Raw genomic sequence first — 22,750 nt, forward strand, 5'->3', positions numbered from 1 at the left:
TTTTGAACTGTCAGCGACCAGCAGCCTGGTTACCTTCATTTGCTACTCATTGTTTTTCTTTATGTGTAAAAGATATTTAATTCAATGAGTCACAAAGAGGGCTAGAGGCGCTGCGCTTTAGAGTGACCAATAAAAACTAATATTAACTGTGCAACTGCTTGGCAGTTCTCATTTACTCCTCATGTTTTCTCTTTGTGCAAAAAGATCTTTAAACCAATGAATCACAAAGAGGGTTAGAGACGCTACGCTTTAGAATGACCAATAAAAACTAATATTAACCGTGCTACTGCTTGGCAATTCTCATTTACTTCTCATGTTTTTCTCTTTGTGTAAAAGATCTTTAATCCTGCAAACTCGCTAACTTCTCTTGGCAACTTTGATCCAAATCAACTTCTTAACAGCTCTTTTTATAATCAGGAAAATAGCTTGATCTGGATCATATAAGCTAACGCAAACTCAACCTATGATTAACCCATAGACATCAGGAGGCAATTATGGACGTATTCTTTAGAGATTTTTTTAGCGACCCAGTGTTATTTTTATCATTTGGTTTTTTAGGCGTCGTTATTAGTTTATGCCTATTTTTTGTGTATTTTTTCATGAAAAAAGTACACGACGCTGATCTGACAGAGCAACATTAAAAAATTAAGCACGACGCACAAAGCGTCTAATTAGTTACTAATTAGGCGCTTTTTATTCTTTTTGATACACTAACGCTTCGTTTTTGCAAAGTGTGTAGTACAAACATGATCCATACGTTTAAACCAGCATGGTGGATGACCAATCGTCACGTCCAAACCATAATGCCGCGTTTTTTCCGCCCTTTTCATAATACTCGCTACGAATTAGAGCAACTTGATACACCTGACGGTGACTTTATCGAGCTTGCATGGTCACTTCCGCATAACGAAACTGCCCCACTTGCCATTGTGTTACACGGCCTTGAAGGTAATATAAATAGTTTTTATGCCAAAGGCATGATGAAAGCGCTAAAAAAGCAAGGGTATGCCGTTGTACTCATGCACTTTAGAAACTGCTCGACCGAGGTAAACCGGCTTCCTCGCGCCTACCATAGTGGTGATACGGACGATTTAGCTTTTTTTATTAATCACCTAAAGTTACTGTTTCCAAACAGACCTTTATTTGCTGTTGGTTTTTCGCTAGGTGGTAATGTATTAGCAAAATATTTAGGTGAGCAAGCCCAGCGATGCCCACTAAATGCAGCAGCCGTTATATCAGCACCGTATGATTTATCATCATCAAGTGATGTAATACGCAAAAGCTTGGGTAAAATTTATCAAAAGTATTTGCTTGATCGTATGAAAAAATCGATGCAGCGCAAATTACCTCAAATTAAGCAGCAAATACCTATTACCACTGATGAATTGATGGAAATTGACGATTTATTAGAGTTTGATAACCATATAACAGCTCCTTTGCATGGCTTTGAGAATGCACACGATTATTATCGCCAAGCCAGTGCTATGCCCTACTTAAAACATATTGCTGTACCCACCTTAATCATTCATGCGAAAGACGACCCAATGCTGTCGATTAAAGCAGTGCCAAGCAAGCAAGATGTGAGTGAAGATGTTACCCTGCGTGTTTCTGAAAAAGGTGGGCACGTTGGATTCATTAGCGGAAACAATCCGTTAAAACCCATTTTTTGGTTAGAAAAAGCAGTACCCAGTTATTTTGGCCAACATATAATAAACAAAGCGAGCAACCAGTAGTAATGATTATTCCTTTTGAGCAACTTGATAAAGACACTCTATACAATCTAATTGAAAGCTATGTACTGCGTGAAGGCACCGATTATGGCGAACAAGAATTCAGTATTGAAAGTAAAGTGGCGCAGGTAAATCAACAATTAAAAAGCGGCGAAGCCATGGTGTTTTTTTCAGAGCTGCACGAATCGGTCACTATTATTTCAAAGGGCGAATTTAAAGCACTGCAAAGTGAAGAGCATCAACAAGCATCGTATGATTAAAGTGTAATACTTGTAACTTTTTAGCTGAGCGTACACAATGGCTTTTTACCCAAAGAGCCAAAACATGATAAAACTCAGCACTCTAGTGGTAGCCGTATCACTAGCTTTAACAAGCCAAGCCTTTGCAGAGCAACCAATTAGCGCGTCAGACAAAGCGGTTAAACTTGCCAAAGACACTATTTTAATCGACACCCACATTGATGTGCCTTACCGCATTCACGATACGTGGGCTGATGTAACCAAAGCAACTGAAGATGGCGATTTTGATTATCCTCGCGCAGTTGAGGGGGGATTAAACGCGCCATTTATGTCGATTTATATTCCTGCTCATTTAGAATTTGAAGGTAAAGGCAAAAGCTATCAGTTAGCTAACCAGTTAATTGATGGAATGGAAGCCATTGCACAACGTGCGCCTGCTAAATTTGCAATGGCAAGCTCTACAAACGACATAGAGCAACAGTTTAAAGAGGGTAAATTGTCTATTGCTATGGGAATGGAAAATGGCTCCCCTATTGAAGGTGACTTAAAAAACCTCCAGCACTTTTTTGACCGTGGCGTACGTTACATCACCCTCGCACACTCACAAAGTAATCATATTTCTGACTCGTCTTACGATATTCGCCGTAAATGGAAAGGCTTAAGCCCCTTTGGTAAAGAACTGGTCACTGCAATGAATAATATGGGTATGTTAATAGATGTATCGCATATTTCTGACGATGCGTTTTATCAGGTAATGGAATTGTCTAAAACACCGGTGATTGCATCACATTCATCGCTTCGTAAATACACCCCAGGTTTTGAGCGTAATATGAATGACGATATGCTATTAGCGCTAAAAGAAAATGGAGGCGTGATTCAAATTAACTTTGGTTCGAGCTTTGTTACAGCAAAAGCAGGTGCATGGGGCAAGCAACTAAAAAGCACAAAAGAGTCGGCTAAAAAACAAGGCACTAAATTAAGCAATGATTTTGATTCGGCTTATCGCGCTAAAAATCCATATCCGTTTGCAAGTCTTGAACAAGTACTTGATCATATTGATCACGTTGTAGAATTAATTGGCATTGATTACGTTGGCATTGGCTCTGATTACGACGGCGTTGGCGATTCGTTACCTATTGGCTTAAAAGATGTGTCTAGTTATCCAAACTTAATACAAGGCTTAATGGATAGAGGCTACAGCGACGCCGATATTAAAAAAATCTTAAGTGGTAATACACTAAGAGTATGGAAGCAAGCTGAAGCATACGCCAAAAAACACTAAGCTGTGAAAGTTGTCAGTTGTCAGTTGTCAGTTGTCAGTTGTCAGTTGTCAGTTGTCAGTTGTCAAAAAAATTAATTAAAAGCACGGCTTAAAGTCGTGCTTTTTATGTCTTAAGTATAATTTAACACCAAGCTACTAATAGCTGAAAACTAAACACTTTTCTTCAGACATTAAAAAAGGCCACCTAAGTGACCTTTTTCTAACAATTAACTTAAAAGTTAACTATTACTCATTGAACGTTACTACAAAGCACCTACGCCTAAGGTAAGAGCGCCACCTTCACATGACATAAATTACAGGCATTAAAAAACCCGAGACTAAGCTCGGGTTTTTTTGTATTAATTAACTTAAATGTTAATTATTACTCTACGATAGTTGCTACAACACCAGCACCTACAGTACGGCCACCTTCACGGATAGCAAAACGAAGACCTTCATCCATCGCGATTGGTGCGATTAGAGTTACTGTCATCTTGATGTTATCACCAGGCATTACCATTTCTACGCCTTCTGGTAACTGTACGTCACCTGTTACGTCAGTTGTACGGAAGTAGAACTGTGGACGGTAACCTTTGAAGAATGGAGTATGACGACCACCTTCATCTTTAGAAAGTACGTATACTTCTGAAGTGAATGTAGTGTGTGGCTTGATTGAACCAGGCTTAGCTAGTACTTGACCACGTTCAACGTCTTCACGCTTAGTACCACGTAATAGTGCACCAATGTTCTCACCAGCACGGCCTTCGTCAAGAAGCTTACGGAACATTTCAACACCAGTACAAGTAGACTTAGTAGTGTCCTTGATACCAACGATTTCAACTTCGTCATTCACGTTGATGATACCCGCTTCAACACGACCAGTTACAACAGTACCACGACCTTGGATTGAGAAAACGTCTTCGATAGGCATGATGAATGGCTTATCGATGTCACGCTCTGGCTCTGGAATGTAAGAATCTAGTGCTTCTGCAAGCTCTACAATCTTGTCTTCCCACTCTTTCTCGCCTTCAAGTGCTTTAAGTGCAGAACCTTGAATTAGTGGTAAGTCGTCACCTGGGAAATCGTACTCAGAAAGAAGTTCACGAACTTCCATTTCTACTAGCTCAAGTAGCTCTTCGTCATCAACCATGTCACATTTGTTCATGAATACGATGATGTAAGGTACACCAACCTGACGAGAAAGTAGAATGTGCTCACGTGTTTGTGGCATAGGGCCGTCAGTTGCAGCTACTACTAAGATAGCGCCATCCATTTGTGCAGCACCTGTGATCATGTTTTTAACATAATCGGCGTGACCAGGACAATCTACGTGTGCGTAGTGACGAGTTGGTGTGTCGTACTCAACGTGTGAAGTTGAGATAGTGATACCACGCTCGCGCTCTTCTGGAGCGTTATCGATTGATGCGAAATCTTTAGCAACACCGCCGTATACTTTTGCAAGTACGTTAGTGATTGCTGCAGTTAGTGTAGTTTTACCGTGGTCAACGTGGCCGATTGTACCAACGTTTACGTGCGGTTTTACGCGTTCAAACTTTTCTTTTGCCATGACGGAACCTATCAGTTTTGTGTATCTAGATTACATATGAAAATAATCCACCGAAGGTAGATTAAGTTAATTTTTTCAAATAGTATTTTCTGACAGATAAAGGAAGTAATCAAGAAGATTCTTAAGACTGGTGCTGATAGGCAGAGTCGAACTGCCGACCTCACCCTTACCAAGGGTGCGCTCTACCAACTGAGCTATATCAGCAACACAAGAACTGGAGCGGGCAGCGGGAATCGAACCCGCATCATCAGCTTGGAAGGCTGAGGTAATAGCCATTATACGATGCCCGCGTTAGGAATCTGTTCTTAATCTACCTCTAACCGTCAAGAATAAAGTGGTGGAGGGAGCTGGATTCGAACCAGCGAAGGCTGAGCCGTCAGATTTACAGTCTGATCCCTTTGGCCGCTCGGGAACCCCTCCACGATAATTCTCTACTAATTCACTTTCGGTAAAAGGAAAGTGGTGCCGACTAACCGAGTCGAACGGTTGACCTACTGATTACAAGTCAGTTGCTCTACCAGCTGAGCTAAGTCGGCACTGCTTTAGTACGGGGCGAGATATTAGAGTAAGGTTTATTGGGATGCAACTATAAAATTAAAAAAAATGCGATTTTATTGCTTAAATGTTCAATATTCATGCAAAAGTTACTTATTATTCTATTTTTAGCTCGTTTTGCTTAAATTTCGCCAAAAATTTAAACCTTTCATTACCAACAAAGAATCATAAATACTGCCTTCAAATTGCTGCTGTAATAACGCGCCATAACCACCAGCAAAAACAATTTGCATTGTTTGGGTGCTATTTTTTGCACCTAAATGTAATTTAGCTTGTTCAACTGCGCCTATGGTGGCCACTAACGCACCATTTTTTAAGCCGTTAGGGGTGTTTTTTCCTAACTGACTTACAAACGGAGTATTTTCGTCGTCAAATACACGCTGAGTATTTTGCGTCAGCGATGACGTCATTAAATCAAGCCCAGGTAAAATCCACCCGCCTAAGTGCTGTCCTTCACTGGTTAATACATCAATCGTTGTGGCCGTACCCGCATCAACCACTATGCACGCTTTATTTGGATGCAATGTAAACCCAGCAATGAGCGCAAGCCATCTATCAATACCTAAGTTGTTTACTTGCTCGTACGCGCAGGTAAGCCCTTGAAGTGTTTTAGTTACCGTTGCTTCATAACATGCAGTGTGATGCGTAGCAGCTTGAGCTAATATTTTATTGAGTAATTCACTTCGCCCTACACACGCGTATACAACGTCTGTTATTTGCGGCCAGGGTAAATTATTTAAATCGGCTTGTTGTGCCTGCTCGTTGTGCCAAAGCACGGCTTTTAAAGAGGTATTACCTACATCGATGAGTAATCTCATAGCGGTGCCTTTCTCAGTGATATTTCCCCGCCATAGTAGCTTTTTACATCACCATCTTGACGAATACGAATCCCCCCTTGAGGGTCAATTCCTTCGCATATCCCCCGCCAACTTCTATGGCCTGTATTTAGCTCTACGCACTCACCAGCAAAAGCATTCAGTGAGTTCCATTGCTGATGCATTGTTTGTAACCCACTTTTACGATACTGTTCTAACCGATGCTCTAAGTGATAAGTGAGTGATGCCACCAGCTCATTTTTATCTAGCTTTTGGGTATGCTGGCTTAAATCAGTCCATGCTTGATCTATATTTTGGCTGAAATTTTCTGGCATTTGTAAATTAATACCAATTCCTAATACCAGCTGACACGGTCCTTGCGGTTGCCCATCTAGTTCAACAAGTACACCTGCAAGCTTTTGTTTGTTTAGGTAGATATCGTTTGGCCACTTAAGCTCTAAATCTATGTCATAAAGCGCTTTAATTGTATCGTATACCGCTAACCCCACCGCAATCGACACCCCCATAGCTGCCTGCAGACCATCATCTAAACGCCAAAAGTAACTGTAATAAAGGTTTGCACCAAACGGTGACTGCCACACACGTCCTCGACGCCCTCGCCCAGCTTGCTGCATTTCGGCCACTATAATAGTCCCCGACTCAAGCGCTGTTTTAGCTTGTATACGCCGCATAAGCTCGGAGTTGGTTGAGTCGATTATAGGATGAACTTCTACGTTCGCTGACTGCGACTTCAACTGACTATTTAATTGATTATAATGCTGTTGTATCTGCGATTGGTTTAAAAGCCCAGCGTAGTTGTTTAGGCTATAACCTTTGCCCGTTACTTTAAAAATATCTAAACCCATCTCTTGTAGGCTATTAATATGCTTACTCACAGCCGCACGGCTAATACCTAGCTGCTCTCCCAGCGCTTGCCCTGATACAAAGCCCGGTTTATTTAATGCATTTAATATTGCGAGTTTATTGCCATCAGGTGCTTTCACTGTGTAACGCCTCCTTGTACATAGCATTCGGCAGTTGTATTTATTAAGCGCACTTCATGCTCAAGCAGTATGCTATAACGCGAATACACAATATGTTGAATGTGCTTGATTATACTAATTAGATCTTCGCCGTGGCTATCGCCATGATTTACTAATACCAATGCTTGTTGCCTATGAACTTCAATGCCCGCAACCCGATAACCTTTGAGGTTTGCGTTATCTATTAACCACCCTGCAGCGACCTTATGCTTGCTTTGTCCGAATGCGTAGTGCGGTAATTCAGGGAATTGCTTTAATAGCGTTGCTAATTGTTGATTGGTAATTATTGGGTTTTTAAAAAAGCTGCCCGCATTGGGTAACGTGTATGGATCTGGCAGTTTACTGTTACGTGTTTGGATAACGTGCTCAAATACAGTACGCGGAGTCACATTTTTCAGCTGCTGCAACGGACCATAACTCAGCACAGGCTGCCATTGCTTTGGCAATACTAGCAATACACGTGTAATAACCGCTTTATTTTTCAATGCATGTTTAAATATAGAATCACGATAGCCAAACTTACACTGCTCGTTAGTCAAACAAACAAGTTCTCTGCTGTGTATGTCAAAGTATTCGACTGACTCTATAAATTTTGAAAGTTCAACCCCGTAGGCCCCAATATTTTGCACCGGTGACGCTCCAACAGTGCCGGGTATAAGTGCTAAGTTTTCAAGCCCTGGGAAGTTTTTATCCAATAAAAATTTGACTAATTGATGCCAATTTTCACCGGCTGCAACGCTTATTAAGGTATCGGTTTTACGGGGGGTAATATTAATCCCTTTAGTTGCCATTTTAATTACCGTACCATGGTAATCGTTTAAAAAAATGGTATTACTCCCCTCCCCCAACAAACAGAAAGGTGACGAAAAGCTTTGCTTATATAGCTGCTCAATGTCAGTAATTTCAACTAAATTTTGGCATTTGGTATGTAATGCAAAGGTGTGTAAAGGGTGTAATGCGTGCGTCACAAGGCTCTCAAGATAAACCGCCAACTAATCGCAATAGTTTACCTCATCGTCGCAAAATACGCATCAGATTGTAAAAATTGCTCAACCCACCTTGCCAATCGTGTTATAAAACCTGCTCTTTTTATTTGTGTTCAAGGTAATTATGAAAATTAAACCTCTCTTTTTAAGCCTCGCTATGGCGGGCATGTGTTCGCAAGCAATGGCGAATGCTGTTGATCAAAACTCATACGCCAATCTTGACGATGTTGTTACAACTCACTTAAGCCTTGATTTAGATGTCGATTTTAAAGACAAGCAATTAGAAGGCTTTGTTGAGCATACACTTCAGTGGAATAACAGCAAAAGCAAAAAGCTAGTGCTTGATACTCGCGACCTAGACATCGATAAAGTAATGTATCAAACGCAAGCAGGCAGCTGGCACAAAGCAAAATTCACTTTAGCAAACCGTGATGATGTTAAAGGTTCAAAGCTAACTATTGAGTTTAAAAACCAAGCCAAAGTAGTGCGTATTTACTATAACAGCCGTCCAGAGGCATCAGGCTTACAATGGTTAACACCTGAACAAACAGCAAGTAAGACGCACCCGTTTATGTATAGCCAATCGCAAGCAATTCACGCTCGTAGCTGGTTACCTGTACAAGATACACCGGCAATGCGAGTAACCTATTCTGCGCGTATTACTACGCCTAAAGATATTCGTGCGGTTATGAGTGCCGATAATAAAGACGCACTTTATAAAGATGGCGATTATCACTTTGACATGCCGCAAGCTATTTCACCATACCTAATTGCTATTGGTGCAGGTAACTTAGAGTTTAAAGCGATGTCTCATCAAACAGGTATTTTTGCTGAGCCAGAAATTTTAGAAGCCTCGGTTGCTGAGTTTAACGACACGCAAGCCATGATCGACAAAACCAATGCCATGTACGGCGACTATGCATGGGGTCGTTACGACTTACTCATGCTTCCGCCAAGCTTTCCGTTTGGTGGCATGGAAAACCCGCGTTTATCGTTTATTACGCCTACTGTAGTGGCTGGTGATAAAAGTTTAGTTAATCTAATTGCGCACGAGCTTGCCCACTCTTGGTCTGGTAACTTAGTGACTAATGCAACGTGGGAAGATTTATGGTTAAACGAAGGTTTTACCTCATACGTTGAAAACCGCATTATGGAAGAAGTATTTGGTCGCGACCGTGCAGTAATGGAGCAAGCTCTTGATGCCGCAGGGTTACGTGCACAGCTTAAAACTATTGATGCGCCTGATACTCGTCTTAACTTAAAGCTTAATGGCCGCGATCCAGACGATGCCTTTAGCTCAGTGCCTTACACTAAAGGTCAGTTATTCTTAATTTACTTGGAAAACAAATTTGGTCGTGACAAGTTTGACCCTTTCGTAAAAACTTACTTTGACGAGTTTGCTTTTAAATCGTTAACGACTGCACAATTTGTTACCTATATTGAAGCCCATTTAATTAACAAGTACCCAGGTATTGTTAGTATGGATAAAGTGAACGAGTGGATTTTTGAACCTGGTTTACCAAGCGATGCGCCAAACCCAACCTCTGATGCGTTCGATAAGGTCGATACTGCAACCACAGCTTGGTTACAAGGCGCAACAACTGCAGCGCAGCTCCCAACAGCAAACTGGACAGTACATGAGTGGTTACACTTTTTAAATAACCTACCACGTGATTTAAGCATTGAAAAAATGACTGAATTAGACGGTGAGTTTAACTTAACGCAATCAACCAACGCAGAACGCGCATTTGCATGGTATATGCTTGCGGTGGGCAACGGTTACCAACCGATTTACCCTGCTCTTGATAAGCATTTATCAGGTATTGGTCGTCGTAAGCTAATTGTCCCTCTGTACAAATCACTGATTACTAACGGTAAAAAAGAGTGGGCACAAAAGGTGTACTTAAAAGCACGTCCGGGTTACCACCCACTAGCACAAGGCACTATTGACGCTTTATTTGAATAATAAACAGCGTAAAATAGGAACTAAAAAGGGCCAAATTTGGCCCTTTTTTAATGCTTATCTCAAACAGCTTATTTTGTTACTTTAGCTAAAAAAGCCTGTCGCTCAGCAATTGTTGCTTGTTGCCACCAAAAGTCGAGCATTTGCGCCGCACTTGGCATGCCTTTTCCTGTAATGGGTGCAATTGGTTTAATCGGTCTACTCGGCTTTTCTGGACTCGCAGGTGATTCTCGCATAGTCCTCACTGGCGCTTCGCTAGCAAGTTGGTTATTAGAGACAACACTCAATGGTGCAGCTAACGCACTGCCTTTAGCTTTTAAACTTACCATGGGCGATTGAGCAAATACTTTAGCCGCTACTGCATTTTCAGCACGATTAAATACCAAGGTGTAATCTGTGCCCGCCTCAATCGTAATATCAACCCAAAAAGGCTCTGACTCGACCACCTCATGCATATCGTAATCTTCATCGTATAAGTCGGTATACTTGAGCTTTAGCCGATACGAACCCGGCGCTAGCTCTAAATCTTCTACACGACTAAACAAAGAGCTTTCTATTACTCGCTCACCGACTTGTAACGGCACAAACTCTTCAGGAAAGTGAATGTTTTCTGCCATACCCGATACACTAAATAGCAATGCAGCTACACTGCTCATTAACACTGATTTACGCATATTAACTCCTTTGGTTGATTTGAGTTTGACACTGCTTTGAAAATTTGTCATTAGTGAATCTAAATTTCATACCACTTGATAAGGAACACACAATGAGCCAAGAGACACTATTTACAAAAATAATTAATCGCGAAATCCCAGCAAGCATAATTTACGAGGACGAAAATACTCTCGCGTTTGAAGATATAAACCCTCAAGCTCCTTTTCATGTGTTAATTATCCCAAAAATTGCAATTCCTACCATAAATCATATAAATGATGATAACGCACACTTAGTAGGCAACTTATATGTGGTGGCCGCGAAGCTTGCAAAAGAACATAACTTTAGCGATGACGGCTACCGTGTTGTTATGAACTGCAACGATCATGGCGGTCAAACCGTCTATCATATCCATCTTCACATGCTTGCCGGTAAGCAAATGGGGTGGCCTCCTTATCAAGATAACAAAAAAGAAATCGTTTAATTAAGCTCGGTTACTGCATGCTATGTAAAAGCATGTGTTCCTATAAATTAAAAAACAATTACTTATTTGCAACATTTTATGTTTAAATAATCATAAAATTGTACTTGTTTTTAAGTACGATAGCGGTTTTCTAATACTAAAGGTGTGGGAATCGTGATAAACTTAATCAGTCAGCTTTATAAAAGAGTATAAAAACATGAGCAGTTCTGCCTTTTTGTTATTAGATAAAGATCCAATTAATACTATTGGTATTAACGTATTAGAGCCATTGCTAAAAACGCAAGGACTAGACGTAACAACCGGTACTAATATATTGGATACACCTGAAGGGACTCGCTTACTTTTTATTGAAACGTCTAGCAATGACGCGTGGGGAAAATTAAAAGAACAACTAGTAAACCTACGTGTTAAGTGCGATATCATATTATTTAACTTAGATGAAAACCCAGAGCTTGCCAATCGAGCATTACTCAGCGGGATTCGTGGTGTATTTTATACGACCGACAATGCAGATGTGCTAATGAAAGGTATTCGACTCTTATTAGAAGATCAGCTTTGGTATCGTCGCGACATCATGTGTAATGCGTTAAATCGCATGTTGCAGTTTAATAAAGATGCACTTCACAAGCTTACAGAGGGCGATATTGAACCTGTCAAACTTACTAAGCGCGAGAAAGCAATTATTTCATTAATGAGTAACGGTTCTAAAAATAAAGAAATTGCTGAAGAACTTAGCATTAGCCCACACACAGTAAAAACTCATCTATACAGCGCATTTAGAAAGACTAAGTGTCGTAACCGTATTGAGCTATTATCTTGGGCACAGCAAAATATACCAGACGAAATTCGCTAAACGCGTAGTTCAAATTAAAAAACAGACACTTAGGTGTCTTTTTTGTATTTAGTCTAAGCACTTGTTAACTTAAAATATTTTAATTACTCTAACTTAAAATTTCTTTGCTGGAAGCCTGATGCTCGATTCCTACACTCTTTATTTTGCCAGCATAGCCGTTATTGTTGTTATGATATTTTTGAATATTTTAACATGGCGAACAAATAAGCAAATTCCGGGGACACTACTTTATATTTTTTACCCGGTATTAATGCTATGTGCAGTTATTGCATTTGCTTTTATGAGTAACACCCATAATTTAATTGTTATAAATGCAGCATGTAGCTTAATGTTTGCAGCCTCTATTGTGCACTGTTTTTCTATTAGCCAATTTTTGAATTATCGCGGGCCTGGGTTTAAGCTTCTTTGTTCAGTCACCGCATTTAGTGCAGTGGTATTTGGTTATTATAGTTTTTTTGATCCCTCTTTAGCTGGCCGTGTAATCGCATCCGATTTACAACATATTTCAGAGGCCTTGTTTTTACTGTTTATATTTATAAAGTACGCTCGTAAACCTTATCCCAACGGCAGTATTGTATACATTACAATTTTAACACTCGTGGTGTTAGCCTTTATTGCACGTTCAATTTTTATGAATGAAATTGAGCAAAAAGATCTCGTTTCAAGCAGCTGGTTTAGTACCGTACTATTTTTAAACGGAACTATTGCACCGATGTTTTATGCTGCAGGCATGGCGCTACTATGTAATGAACGCCGGGAACATCACCTCAATACGTTAGCCGCTAAAGCCCAAAAAGATTTAGAAATACGCGGACTATTTTTATCTACCATTAGCCATGAAATACGCACGCCACTTAATGGTATTTTAGGTAGCGCGCAACTGGTTATGAACCAAACAAGCGATACACACAGTAAGGCTTATTGCGAAGCAATTATTAACTCAGCAGAATCATTAAATTTACTAGTCGATAAAGTGCTTGAATATGCAAGTTTAGACCAAAGTGATGAAGCCCTTTATGAAGAAGACATTGAATTTAAAACCTGGCTAAATAATTTATGCCTGTTACTCAGCCCGTTAGCTGAACAAAAACAGCTTAAGTTTGAGCTTGTGTGTAATGTTCCCGAGCAAGCCTGTTACTACTGCGACCAACAAAAGCTACGACAAATAATTATTAACTTAGTCGGCAATGCAATAAAGTTCACCGACCGTGGTGTGGTAAAAATTCAGGTTGATTTGATTTTAGAAAAGCAGCTAGAACACACCATTAAAGTCAGTGTTAAGGATTCAGGCCCAGGTATTGAAAACGATGAAATTGCATACTTAACTGAGCCCTATGTACAAAGTAGTGCAGGTAAAGAAAAAGGTGGCACGGGTCTCGGGCTTGCAATTACAAGCCGCTTATTAGAAAAACTCGGTAGTCGCCTTGAGATTTCTAGCGAACTGGGTATTGGTAGTGTGTTTAGCTTTATAACGACCTTTACCTTAGGTGAGTTAAGCCTTGTAGAGCAACGCCATCAAACAAAAGACTACTTAACAGGGCTTGATGTTCTTTTGGTTGAAGATTTAGACCTAAACCAAAAAATAGCCATTGAGTTTATGGCAGACGACGAGCACAAAATTAAGCTCGCTAAAGACGGTAAAAGCGCCATTGAGCTAATGCAAGCATATCACTTTGACGTAGTCTTACTTGATATGAACCTACCTGATTTAACAGGACAAGAAGTTATTAAGCGCCTAAAGCGTGTTGAGCACAAAAACCAGCGAACACCTATACTTGCTTTTACTGCCAGTTTAAGTCCTGATGAAGTTAAAGAATATTTAGCGCTGGGCATTAAAGACATTGTTGGTAAGCCAATTAAACACCAAAAACTACGCCAAGCATTAAGCGACTCTCAATCAAATCAAACCACAAATATTGCAGTAGAACTTATTGATACCCTTTATGATAAAACGGCTATAGAAACACTCGCCAGCTCGTTTAGTGAGGATGAGGTATCGTCTATTTATAATGAGTTTGTACTTTCTGCTCGAAATAAGTTAATTCGCTGCCAAGGGTTAATAGACCAGGACCCCGAGCAATGCATTAAACTTTTGCATCGCCAAGCGAGCACTGCATTACAATTAGGGTTTAACCGCTATGGCATGGAGCTTAAAAAAATAGAACGCCGATTACTTGATAATAAGCCACATAACGATCTACTTAATGAAGCGCTCGAACTGTGGCAACGCAGCCTTGAAAAATACTTAAAGTTTGTCCGTGGACAACTTTCATAAAGTAAATTAAAAAGGCGTTAAAGCCCTTCTCTGCCATATAAGTCATCAAACCGTTGTATGTCGGATTCATCAAGTATGGCACCCGTTTGTACTTCAATAACAATTAATGGCACTTGTTGGTTATTCGCCAAGCTATGAACTTGCTTCGCGGCAATGTAGCACGATTGGTCTTGGGTGAGCGTTAGCAACTGCTCATCAATGCGAACATTGGCAATTCCCGATACCACCACCCAATGCTCTGCACGATGCTGATGTTGCTGTGTTGAAAGCTTAGCACCGCTATTAACGGTTATTTTTTTAACTTTAAAACCACTATCTTCAACCAAAGTGCGGTAGTTACCCCACGGACGATACACAACCTGATGGTGATTGAGTTTATCACTTTGGCCCTGTGCTAATTGTTTAAGTAATAAAGGTAAACCGTCGAGCTTATTCTTATCGGCAACCAGTGTGGCATCGTGGGTGTGAATAATGGCTAAATCACTTACCCCAAGCGTTGCGATACTATGGTCGTGTTCGCTAATAACAAAATTATTCGTACTGTTTTGTGCTATATGGTTTTGGTTTTCGTTATTACCGTGCGCATCTTGCTTAGTAAGGCTTGCAAGCGCACTAAAGCTACCTACATCACTCCATTTAAGCGCAACAGGCATAACCGCTACATTGTTGCTGCGCTCTAAAATAGCGTAATCAATAGAGTCACTTGGGCAGCTTTTAAGTGGCTCTATGTTTGGCCTTGTAAAGCCTAAGTCGTGTGAAAACTGAGAGGCAGCATGAACACTGTGTGCTATTTTTGGCGCAAAACGTTCAAGCTCATTTAAATAAGCTCGTGGCGTAAATAAAAACATGCCGCTATTCCAACTATAACCACCTTCCGCTAGGTATTTTTGTGCTGTTGCTAGGGTTGGCTTTTCTTTAAATTCAGCGACTTCAAAACAGTTTGAGCCTGAAATTTTACTGCCTTGCTTTATATACCCAAACCCTGTGTGCGCGTGTGTAGGTGTAATTGAAAAGGTAACTAGCATTCCTTGCTCAGCTAACTTAACAGCATCATTTAACTGAAGTGTTAGCTCATCAAAATTTTCAATATAATGATCGGCTGGCATCACTAACATTGGTCCATCAATCCCCTGCTGTAGTGCGTAACATGCGGCTAACGCAATGGCAGGCGCCGTATTTTTACCCTGAGGCTCTAGTAAAAGCGCTTGCGGGTTAATAATTGTACTTTGCTCGGCAGCAATAAAACGGTGTTGTTCGTTACAAACCAGTATTGGCTTTTCAAACTGATTACCTGACACTCGCGCTAAAGTGCTTTGTAATAACGAATAGTGGTTATCGAGTAGCGGTAAAAATTGTTTGGGCATGGCTTGGCGCGACAAAGGCCACAGTCTAGAGCCAATACCCCCAGCTAAAATAACAGGAGTGATTAAAGTATTCATAATGCTAATTAGCCGCCAATCAATGTAATAGCGTCTATTTTAACACTAAATATTTTTAGTGCTAAGTGAAGATAACTTAAGTTAGCGTAAACGGATCGGCATCTAAATAAGCGGGAAAAGACGTTTTAAACGCATCTAGAGGCTCTTTTTCAAGTGTAATTGTCAATAATTGTTTAATATTATCGCCCGCCTTGGCTAATGTCTCTCCTTTAAAGTTATAAACAGCCGTACCACCATTGTGAGCAACGCCATTACCATCATCGCCTACACGGTTAACCCCTACCACATAACATAAATTTTCTATCGCACGAGCTGCCAATAATGTATCCCAAGCGGGACGTCGTACCGCTGGCCAATTTGCTACATTAACCATTATGTCGTAGTCATTTTTATTGCGCTGAAACACCGGAAAACGCAGGTCATAGCAAACTTGAGGCAGTACTTTAAAGCCATTAATTTCAAAAACTTTTCGCTCATTTCCTGCTATTACATGATCTCCCTCATTGCCTAAGCGAAATAAATGACGCTTATCGTAATGGGTCACTTCACCACATGGTTTTACCCAATAAAAACGGTTGGCTTTTTTATCATTTTGCGCCACCAGCACCGACCCAGCAATCACTGCATTATGTTTTTTTGCTTGTTGTTTTAACCAAGTAAGCACTAGGCCATTCTCTGGCTCCGCGCAATCATGGTTTATAGCAAAACCAGTGGCAAACGTTTCAGGTAATAAAATAAGGTCAGGCTTCTCTGTTAGCCCACCTAGTTGCTTATCAAACATCGCTAAATTAGCGCTTTTATCGAGCCAGTGAAGAGAGCTTTGTACTAATGTGAGCGTTAAAGTTGACATAAAATATGGGCTGCCTCTTTTAGGGTTTCATCATTTTTTGCAAAACATAAGCGAATAACCTTGTCATCCGGGGGCGTTTGATAAAAAACACTTAAGGGTATTGCCGCAACACCTGCTTGCTCAACTAACCAATGGCAAAATTCAATATCGTTTAAATCAGATACATCACTGTAATCTAACAATAAAAAATAGGTTCCTTGGCTTGGTAAAATTGTAAATCGACTTCCATGTAAATGACGTATAAGTAAATTACGCTTTTGTTGATAAAAATCACTAAGTCTATCTACATGATCGCCTTGTTGTTCTAACATATCGGCCAATGCATGCTGAGCAGGTGTAAAGCTAGAAAAGGTGACATATTGATGAATCTTTCTAAACTCACCTGACAAGTCATCAGGGGCAATGCAGTAACCCATCTTCCACCCTGTGCAATGAAATGTTTTACCAAAGCTCGAAATAACAAAACTTTTAGCTAATAACTCGTGATCGCGTAGTACACTTAAATGTAGTTGCTCATCAAAGGTAATGTGCTCATATACCTCATCGCTAATAACATAAAGGTTGTAAGTACCAACTAATCTTTTAAGCTTTAGAATATCGTGATGTGTAAATATTTTAGCGCTTGGGTTGTGGGGCGTATTTATAATAATAGCGCGTGTTTTTTTTGTGATTTTTTGCTCTACCTTATGCCAATCAATCGTAAAGTCTGGCGCATTTAAAGCAATATGTACTGACCTCCCACCAGCAAGCTCAATAGCTGGCTTATAGGAGTCGTAAGCAGGATCAAATACAATGACCTCATCGTTTGGTCGTACAGCTGCTTGAATGGCAACAAAAAGGGCTTCGGTTGCACCTGATGTGATAGTTATTTGCTTATCAGCATTAAGCTCTGTAGCGTATTTATTTTGTACCAAATTTGCAATTTGCTGCTGTAATTTAGGCACACCACTTGAAGGGGAGTATTGGTTAAAACCGTTTTGAACATAATGAGTGATCTGACTTTTTAAAAAGTTTGGAGTGTCAAATTCCGGAAAGCCCTGCGAAAGATTAAGTGCAGAGAACTGATTCGCCAACTCGCTCATTTGACTAAATATACTTACGCCAACGTCGGGTAATTTACTATTGAACACGCACTTTCCTTACTTCATTTTTGAAACAGCTCATAATAAACATGCGCCTATTGCGTCTGTTTATTTTTGACTTACTTATAATTTTCGTAAATTTTGTCTAATGGCTCCGAAAGGCCACTTTCTTGCACTATGCGTACATGCTCACGTTTAAGCTCTCGTGCACTTGTTACGCCGCATGAGTGAGCAATAAGCCCCGCGCCATAGTGAATATACTTATTGTAGTTAGCCACTCGCTGCGCTTTATCAGCAACGTTTAAACCGCGCTGCAAGCGTTCGTTATGAGTAGTAATACCGGTAGGGCAAGAATCTTTGTTACATTGCATTGCTTGAATACACCCTAATGCAAACATATGTCCGCGAGCCGATACAACAAAATCGGCCCCAAGCGCTAACGCCCAAGCAACTTTAGAAGGCACAATAAGCTTACCCGAAACAATGACTTTAACGCGATCACGCAGTCCGTGTTTTTCAAGCATATTAACTACTAGCGGTAAACTTTCACGAAGTGGTAATCCCACAGAGTCCATTAAGGGTTGAGGAGCAGCACCTGTTCCACCGTCGGCACTGTCAATAGTAATAAAGTCAGGAGCTGACTCTATACCACGGTGATTTATTTCAGCAAATAAGGTTTCTAACCAGCCATACGCACCAATAACGGCCTTAAAGCCAGTTGGTTTACCTGTAGTATTTCGTACCGTCGCAATCATATCGAGAATATCGCTGGGGTTTTTAATTTCAGGGTGCCCATTTGGACTAATAGAATCTTCCCCCTCAGGGATACCGCGTATTTTTGCTATTTCAGCATTCACTTTACGCCCAGGAAGCATACCTCCCTTACCGGGTTTAGCACCTTGGCTCATTTTAAGCTCAAACATTTTAACCTGCTCGTGTGCTGCAACCTGTTTGAGCTTTTCGATACTGAGCTGCCCATTTTCATCGCGCACACCGTACTTAGCAGTACCAATTTGAAAAACTAAATCGGCGCCCCCTTCAAGGTGATAAGGGCTCAAGCCACCTTCACCCGTGTTCATCCAACAGCCTGCGAGCTTGGCTCCTTTAGAAAGAGCACGGACAGCGGGTTTAGACAGCGCACCAAAGCTCATTCCCGATACATTAAATAACGAATTGGTTGAATAAGGTGTTTGGCAATAGGGCCCAAGCGTTACTTTACTTGGCGCAAGCGCTTCTTCATCAAGCGTAGGGAAGGCGCAGTTCATAAACATGACCGTACCTGTGACCTCCAAGCTTTGTGTAGATCCAAATGCCGCAGTACGGTCTACGTTTTTTGCAGCACGGTAAACCCAACTACGTTCGGCCCGATTAAAAGGCATTTCTTCTCTATCAAGGGCAAAAAAGTATTGTCTGAAAAACTCGCCTTGGCGTTCAAAAAAATACCTAAAGCGCCCAATTACCGGGTAATTTCGTCTAATTGCATGCTTTGTTTGTGTAACATCGCGGATATAAAAAATAACGACAATTAAAACCAGCAAACCTAAAAAAACAATAAATAGACTCGCAAATACATCAATACTAAACATTATAAAATTATTCATTGTAGGGTTCGCTGCTGTAAAAATAAAAAAGTGCTATGCCCAACATGACATAACACTTTTATGCATTCAAGAATTAACCATCTGTAGGTTAACTCTTCTGTTTGGCTAGCTCTTCATTAATATACAAACGTACTTGCGCCTCTAAAACTGATAAAGGAACAGAGCCATGGCGTAATACCTGATGGTGAAACTCCCTAATATCGAAATTTTGCCCAAGTGCTTGCTCAGCTTCTTTACGTAAACGTTTAATTGTGAGCTCACCAATTTTGTACGACAGCGCTTGGCCAGGCCAAGTTATATAGCGATCGGTTTCGGTTTTCACATTGTGTAACGACAACGCCGTATTTTCGCTCATAAACTGCATAGCACGCTCTCTACTCCAGCCATACATATGCATACCAGTATCAACCACTAAGCGAGCCGCTCGCCACATTTCGTAAGTTAAACGGCCAAATCGGCTATATGGGCTTTGGTAAAAACCGGCTTCAATGCCTAAATACTCTGAGTAAAGCCCCCAGCCTTCACCAAAGGCCGATAAATACGCATCTCGTCGATAACTTGGCAGGGTTTCTAGCTCTGCATTCAATGATATTTGTAGATGATGGCCAGGTACTGCCTCGTGTAAAGTCAACGCTTCTAATACATACAGTGGACGTTTATCAAGTGCGTACGTGTTTACCCAATAATACCCTGCCTCATCATCCCTATTTGACCCAGAGTATCGACCCGTTGTGTATTTAGGTGCGATGCTCGCAGGTACAGGCGCAACACCATATGGTTTACGGGGTAGCGTATGAAACAGCTTTGGTAGTTGCGCGTCCATTTTTTTAGCTATGTATGCTGCTTCTTTTAGCAGTTGCTCTGGTGTAGTTGCATAAAATTGCGGATCGGTTCGTAAAAAGTGGATGAACTCTGCAAATGTTCCCTCAAATTCTACTTCTTTTATAATTGCTTCCATTTCGCCGCGAATGCGGGCTACTTCCTGCAACCCCAGCTCGTGTATTTCTTTAGGGGTCATCTCGGTAGTGGTGTAATATTTTGCTCTATTTTTATAAAACGACTCGCCGTTTGGCGTATTTGAAATACCTATCGTAGTGCGCGCACCGGGGCGGTATTCCTGTGTAAAAAAAGCTAAATAATTTTTATACGATTCAATTACTTTATCTTTTATTACCAATTTAGCCTGTTGTTGAAGCGATTTAAATTCACTCTCTGACAAAGCTGCGTTATTTTTTAAAAAAGGTTTGTAAAACTCAGATGTTGTAACATCATCAACCATATAGGCCAATATTGACTCTTCGTACCCTTCAAGTACCGCTTTAGGTTGCGTTAAACCTATTTCAAGACCCTTTTTCATCCAATAAATGTTTTGTTCAAAAAAGCGAGGAACCTGAGCCAAACGCGCTAAATAAGTTTGATAATCTTGCAATGTTTTGTATTGGCTACTGTTTACAATATACGATAAGCCAGAATGAAAACCGTACTCAGAAGTTAACGGCATGTAATGAGTATTAAATACATATTCGTCAACACTGTTTTGTACCTGCGCCCGAATAATGTTGAAGTTTATTTGGTTTTCAGCATTTAATTTATTTGTGTTAATTGCATCTAACTCAGCCAAAAATTGAATTTTTTTATTGTATTGTTGAGCTAAAAACTCAGGCGATAAATTAGCCAACAAATAACCATCAACGCCCTCAGTGTTAGCATAAGGACTCATAGTTTGTCGGTAATCTACAATACTGTTAGCTACCGCTGTAAATTGACTATCGACGTTATGGTTTGTGGTTTGACAGGCACTTAAAGTACATAAAAACGTCATGCTGATGAGCGTATTGCGTATTGGCTTGAGTAATAAATGATTCGTCATAATAAAGTTTAGTCAGATAATGAATTTCACAAAACTATCGCAGACTCAGTAAATAGCAAGTAAATGAGATAAGCATCGTTGCTGAGAGTACCTTTTAGGTTTAAAACTTACTTAATAAAAGAGCTCGTTAAACTCAAAACACTGCTTATGGTACGCCTCTTTTTTTAATACTAAAAACACAACTGTAAGGTGAGTGTCTAAATAAAAATCAGCCCTAAAAGTACCGTTTAAAATATTTATTAAACGATAAATCATATTAAATGAGTTAAAAACAAGTCTAATTGATGAGAAAAGCAGCTATTAAGCGACTAAAGTAAAATTTAAGTTCCCTTGGCCCTATTTTTGCTTTTTAATAGCAGTTATAACGATTACTGTAGTAAAAAAATAATAAAAAAGCTCGGACGCACAATCGACTCATGGAATGAAATTATAAATTAAGCATTGATGCGTACTTAGTTGGTATTAAATAATGATGTTCCATGATTCCATGGCTATTGCTCAAGAGAAAATGACTCAAGTGTGTTTGTTCTTAGAACGTTATGCATTGCCGCCAACGCCCCTGAACTTTCAAGTTGTATACACCTATGTTAGCCAAGCAAATCTAAAATTAAATAAAACATTAGATCGCGCTATTTCTACCGATGAAAACATTGATGGTGTATTAATAGAGCAGCTTTACTTTGAGTTTTTAAACGTCGGACACAACACGCAAGTGTCGATGATTCAAAACGTAGACGGTGTTATTACCTCATTATCTAACAATGCACAAAATACAGAAAAACAAATCAGTCGCTTTGCTGTTCAAGTGAGTGAATGTGTTCATTCGCTTGACGAAAATAATATAGAACAAAGCCGCCAAGCACTTAATAAACTTGATAAGCAAACTGCTGAGTTACTCGCCCAGCATAAAAAGTTTAAGCAAGAGTTAGCTAGAGCTAAAAAACTACATGAAAGAACACAAAAACAACTTTCTCAACTTCGAAAACAACACATTATAGACAGTCAAACCGGTTTATTTAAACGTCATTATTTGACCCAGCAAACTGAACTTTGGACAAACCAATCCAAGTCAATTTGTGCCATTGCCATTCAAATAGATAACTTAGCCCATTTTGTGGATAACTTTGGCGATGTTATTGGTGAAGTCATTTTAAATAAAGTGGCTAAACAAGTTCAAAAGTATGTGATGCAAAGTGGTTTACCAGGGCGTACTGCTAAAGATCAGTTCACTGTTTTACTAGCGGACATTGACCCTGAAACAGCAATTCTCATTGCTGAAAAAGTCCGTAAGGGCGTTGAAAAGCTGCGTTTTGTAAGTTCAAAAAGTGGTGCAAAACTGCCTGGTATTAATTTATCATTAGGTATTGCTCAGCATCAGCAAAAAGAAGACTTTAACCAACTGGCTAAAAAAGCGTCTCATGCGGCATTTAAAGCCCGCTCACTTGGTCAAAGCAGTTTCACCGCCGGCCAATAAAACACCTGA

Annotated in this window: 19 protein-coding genes and 4 tRNA genes; 9 read left to right on the forward strand and 14 right to left on the reverse strand. The window is 40.2% G+C overall.

Features of this window, described 5'->3' with window-relative positions; translation table 11 throughout:
- The first annotated feature begins 494 nt into the window (after nt 1–494).
- From AC27I2_RS16740 to AC27I2_RS16755, 4 genes are all read left to right on the forward strand, one after another.
- On the forward strand, nt 495–641 hold the full coding sequence (locus tag AC27I2_RS16740; protein ID WP_171036659.1) for a hypothetical protein: 147 nt from the start codon (nt 495–497) through the stop codon (nt 639–641).
- A gap of 105 nt (nt 642–746) precedes the next feature.
- Nucleotides 747–1,733, forward strand: a complete 987-nt coding sequence (locus tag AC27I2_RS16745; protein WP_487204931.1) for a hydrolase — start codon at nt 747–749, stop codon at nt 1,731–1,733.
- A gap of 2 nt (nt 1,734–1,735) precedes the next feature.
- Nucleotides 1,736–1,990, forward strand: a complete 255-nt coding sequence (locus AC27I2_RS16750) for a YheU family protein (protein WP_058551349.1) — start codon at nt 1,736–1,738, stop codon at nt 1,988–1,990.
- 64 nt (nt 1,991–2,054) lie between these two features.
- Complete coding sequence (locus AC27I2_RS16755; protein ID WP_487204932.1) at nt 2,055–3,251, forward strand: dipeptidase; 1,197 nt, start codon at nt 2,055–2,057, stop codon at nt 3,249–3,251.
- 361 nt (nt 3,252–3,612) lie between these two features.
- Here the strand turns inward: AC27I2_RS16755 and tuf are convergent, their stop codons facing one another.
- The 8 genes from tuf to murB all read right to left on the reverse strand — a co-directional run bounded on the left by tuf (nt 3,613) and on the right by murB (nt 8,178).
- Nucleotides 3,613–4,797 (reverse strand): elongation factor Tu, encoded by a 1,185-nt coding sequence (gene tuf / locus AC27I2_RS16760; protein ID WP_487204933.1) that lies wholly within the window; start codon nt 4,795–4,797, stop codon nt 3,613–3,615.
- 128 nt (nt 4,798–4,925) lie between these two features.
- Nucleotides 4,926–5,001: transfer RNA gene (locus AC27I2_RS16765), tRNA-Thr, on the reverse strand.
- An 11-nt stretch (nt 5,002–5,012) separates the two neighbouring features.
- A tRNA-Gly gene (locus tag AC27I2_RS16770) sits at nt 5,013–5,087 on the reverse strand.
- 45 nt (nt 5,088–5,132) lie between these two features.
- Nucleotides 5,133–5,217 (reverse strand) — tRNA-Tyr (locus AC27I2_RS16775).
- 40 nt (nt 5,218–5,257) lie between these two features.
- Nucleotides 5,258–5,333 (reverse strand) — tRNA-Thr (locus AC27I2_RS16780).
- 126 nt (nt 5,334–5,459) lie between these two features.
- Entirely contained in the window at nt 5,460–6,170 is a 711-nt protein-coding gene (locus tag AC27I2_RS16785; RefSeq protein WP_058404683.1) for a type III pantothenate kinase, read from the reverse strand.
- Nucleotides 6,167–7,171 carry a bifunctional biotin--[acetyl-CoA-carboxylase] ligase/biotin operon repressor BirA gene (gene birA, locus AC27I2_RS16790; RefSeq protein ID WP_487204934.1) on the reverse strand — a complete coding sequence of 335 codons (1,005 nt, stop codon included), beginning with the start codon at nt 7,169–7,171 and terminating at the stop codon, nt 6,167–6,169. Before birA ends, AC27I2_RS16785 begins: the two co-directional genes overlap by 4 nt.
- Entirely contained in the window at nt 7,168–8,178 is a 1,011-nt protein-coding gene (gene murB, locus AC27I2_RS16795; protein WP_487204935.1) for a UDP-N-acetylmuramate dehydrogenase, read from the reverse strand. Before murB ends, birA begins: the two co-directional genes overlap by 4 nt.
- 142 nt (nt 8,179–8,320) lie before the next feature.
- On the opposite strand from murB, the gene AC27I2_RS16800 reads away from it, so the two are divergent.
- On the forward strand, nt 8,321–10,162 hold the full coding sequence (locus AC27I2_RS16800) for a M1 family metallopeptidase (RefSeq protein ID WP_058404685.1): 1,842 nt from the start codon (nt 8,321–8,323) through the stop codon (nt 10,160–10,162).
- 68 nt (nt 10,163–10,230) lie between these two features.
- Here the strand turns inward: AC27I2_RS16800 and AC27I2_RS16805 are convergent, their stop codons facing one another.
- Nucleotides 10,231–10,833 carry a DUF2057 domain-containing protein gene (locus AC27I2_RS16805; RefSeq protein ID WP_487204936.1) on the reverse strand — a complete coding sequence of 201 codons (603 nt, stop codon included), beginning with the start codon at nt 10,831–10,833 and terminating at the stop codon, nt 10,231–10,233.
- A gap of 92 nt (nt 10,834–10,925) precedes the next feature.
- On the opposite strand from AC27I2_RS16805, the gene AC27I2_RS16810 reads away from it, so the two are divergent.
- The 3 genes from AC27I2_RS16810 (at nt 10,926) to AC27I2_RS16820 (ending at nt 14,425) form a co-directional block, all read left to right on the forward strand.
- Nucleotides 10,926–11,297: a histidine triad nucleotide-binding protein gene (locus tag AC27I2_RS16810; protein ID WP_058404687.1), complete on the forward strand. Its 372-nt coding sequence runs from the start codon at nt 10,926–10,928 to the stop codon at nt 11,295–11,297.
- Between the two features lie 196 nt (nt 11,298–11,493).
- Nucleotides 11,494–12,150 carry a helix-turn-helix transcriptional regulator gene (locus tag AC27I2_RS16815; protein ID WP_008132268.1) on the forward strand — a complete coding sequence of 219 codons (657 nt, stop codon included), beginning with the start codon at nt 11,494–11,496 and terminating at the stop codon, nt 12,148–12,150.
- Between the two features lie 118 nt (nt 12,151–12,268).
- Nucleotides 12,269–14,425 (forward strand): ATP-binding protein, encoded by a 2,157-nt coding sequence (locus AC27I2_RS16820; RefSeq protein ID WP_487204937.1) that lies wholly within the window; start codon nt 12,269–12,271, stop codon nt 14,423–14,425.
- 17 nt (nt 14,426–14,442) lie between these two features.
- Here the strand turns inward: AC27I2_RS16820 and AC27I2_RS16825 are convergent, their stop codons facing one another.
- From AC27I2_RS16825 to AC27I2_RS16845, 5 genes are all read right to left on the reverse strand, one after another.
- Nucleotides 14,443–15,864: a mannose-1-phosphate guanylyltransferase/mannose-6-phosphate isomerase gene (locus tag AC27I2_RS16825; RefSeq protein ID WP_138531013.1), complete on the reverse strand. Its 1,422-nt coding sequence runs from the start codon at nt 15,862–15,864 to the stop codon at nt 14,443–14,445.
- Between the two features lie 76 nt (nt 15,865–15,940).
- Nucleotides 15,941–16,714, reverse strand: coding sequence for an amidohydrolase (locus AC27I2_RS16830; RefSeq protein WP_058404690.1), 774 nt, complete (start codon nt 16,712–16,714; stop codon nt 15,941–15,943).
- On the reverse strand, nt 16,702–17,844 hold the full coding sequence (locus AC27I2_RS16835; RefSeq protein ID WP_487204938.1) for a methionine aminotransferase: 1,143 nt from the start codon (nt 17,842–17,844) through the stop codon (nt 16,702–16,704). The genes AC27I2_RS16830 and AC27I2_RS16835 overlap by 13 nt, the downstream gene beginning before the upstream one ends.
- A gap of 71 nt (nt 17,845–17,915) precedes the next feature.
- Nucleotides 17,916–19,397, reverse strand: coding sequence for an FMN-binding glutamate synthase family protein (locus tag AC27I2_RS16840; RefSeq protein ID WP_487204939.1), 1,482 nt, complete (start codon nt 19,395–19,397; stop codon nt 17,916–17,918).
- A gap of 88 nt (nt 19,398–19,485) precedes the next feature.
- Nucleotides 19,486–21,267, reverse strand: coding sequence for a DUF885 domain-containing protein (locus tag AC27I2_RS16845; protein ID WP_487204940.1), 1,782 nt, complete (start codon nt 21,265–21,267; stop codon nt 19,486–19,488).
- Between the two features lie 487 nt (nt 21,268–21,754).
- On the opposite strand from AC27I2_RS16845, the gene AC27I2_RS16850 reads away from it, so the two are divergent.
- Entirely contained in the window at nt 21,755–22,741 is a 987-nt protein-coding gene (locus AC27I2_RS16850; protein WP_487204958.1) for a GGDEF domain-containing protein, read from the forward strand.
- The last annotated feature ends 9 nt before the right edge of the window (nt 22,742–22,750 follow it).

The organism is Pseudoalteromonas sp. NH0006-46 (genome assembly GCF_057547735.1).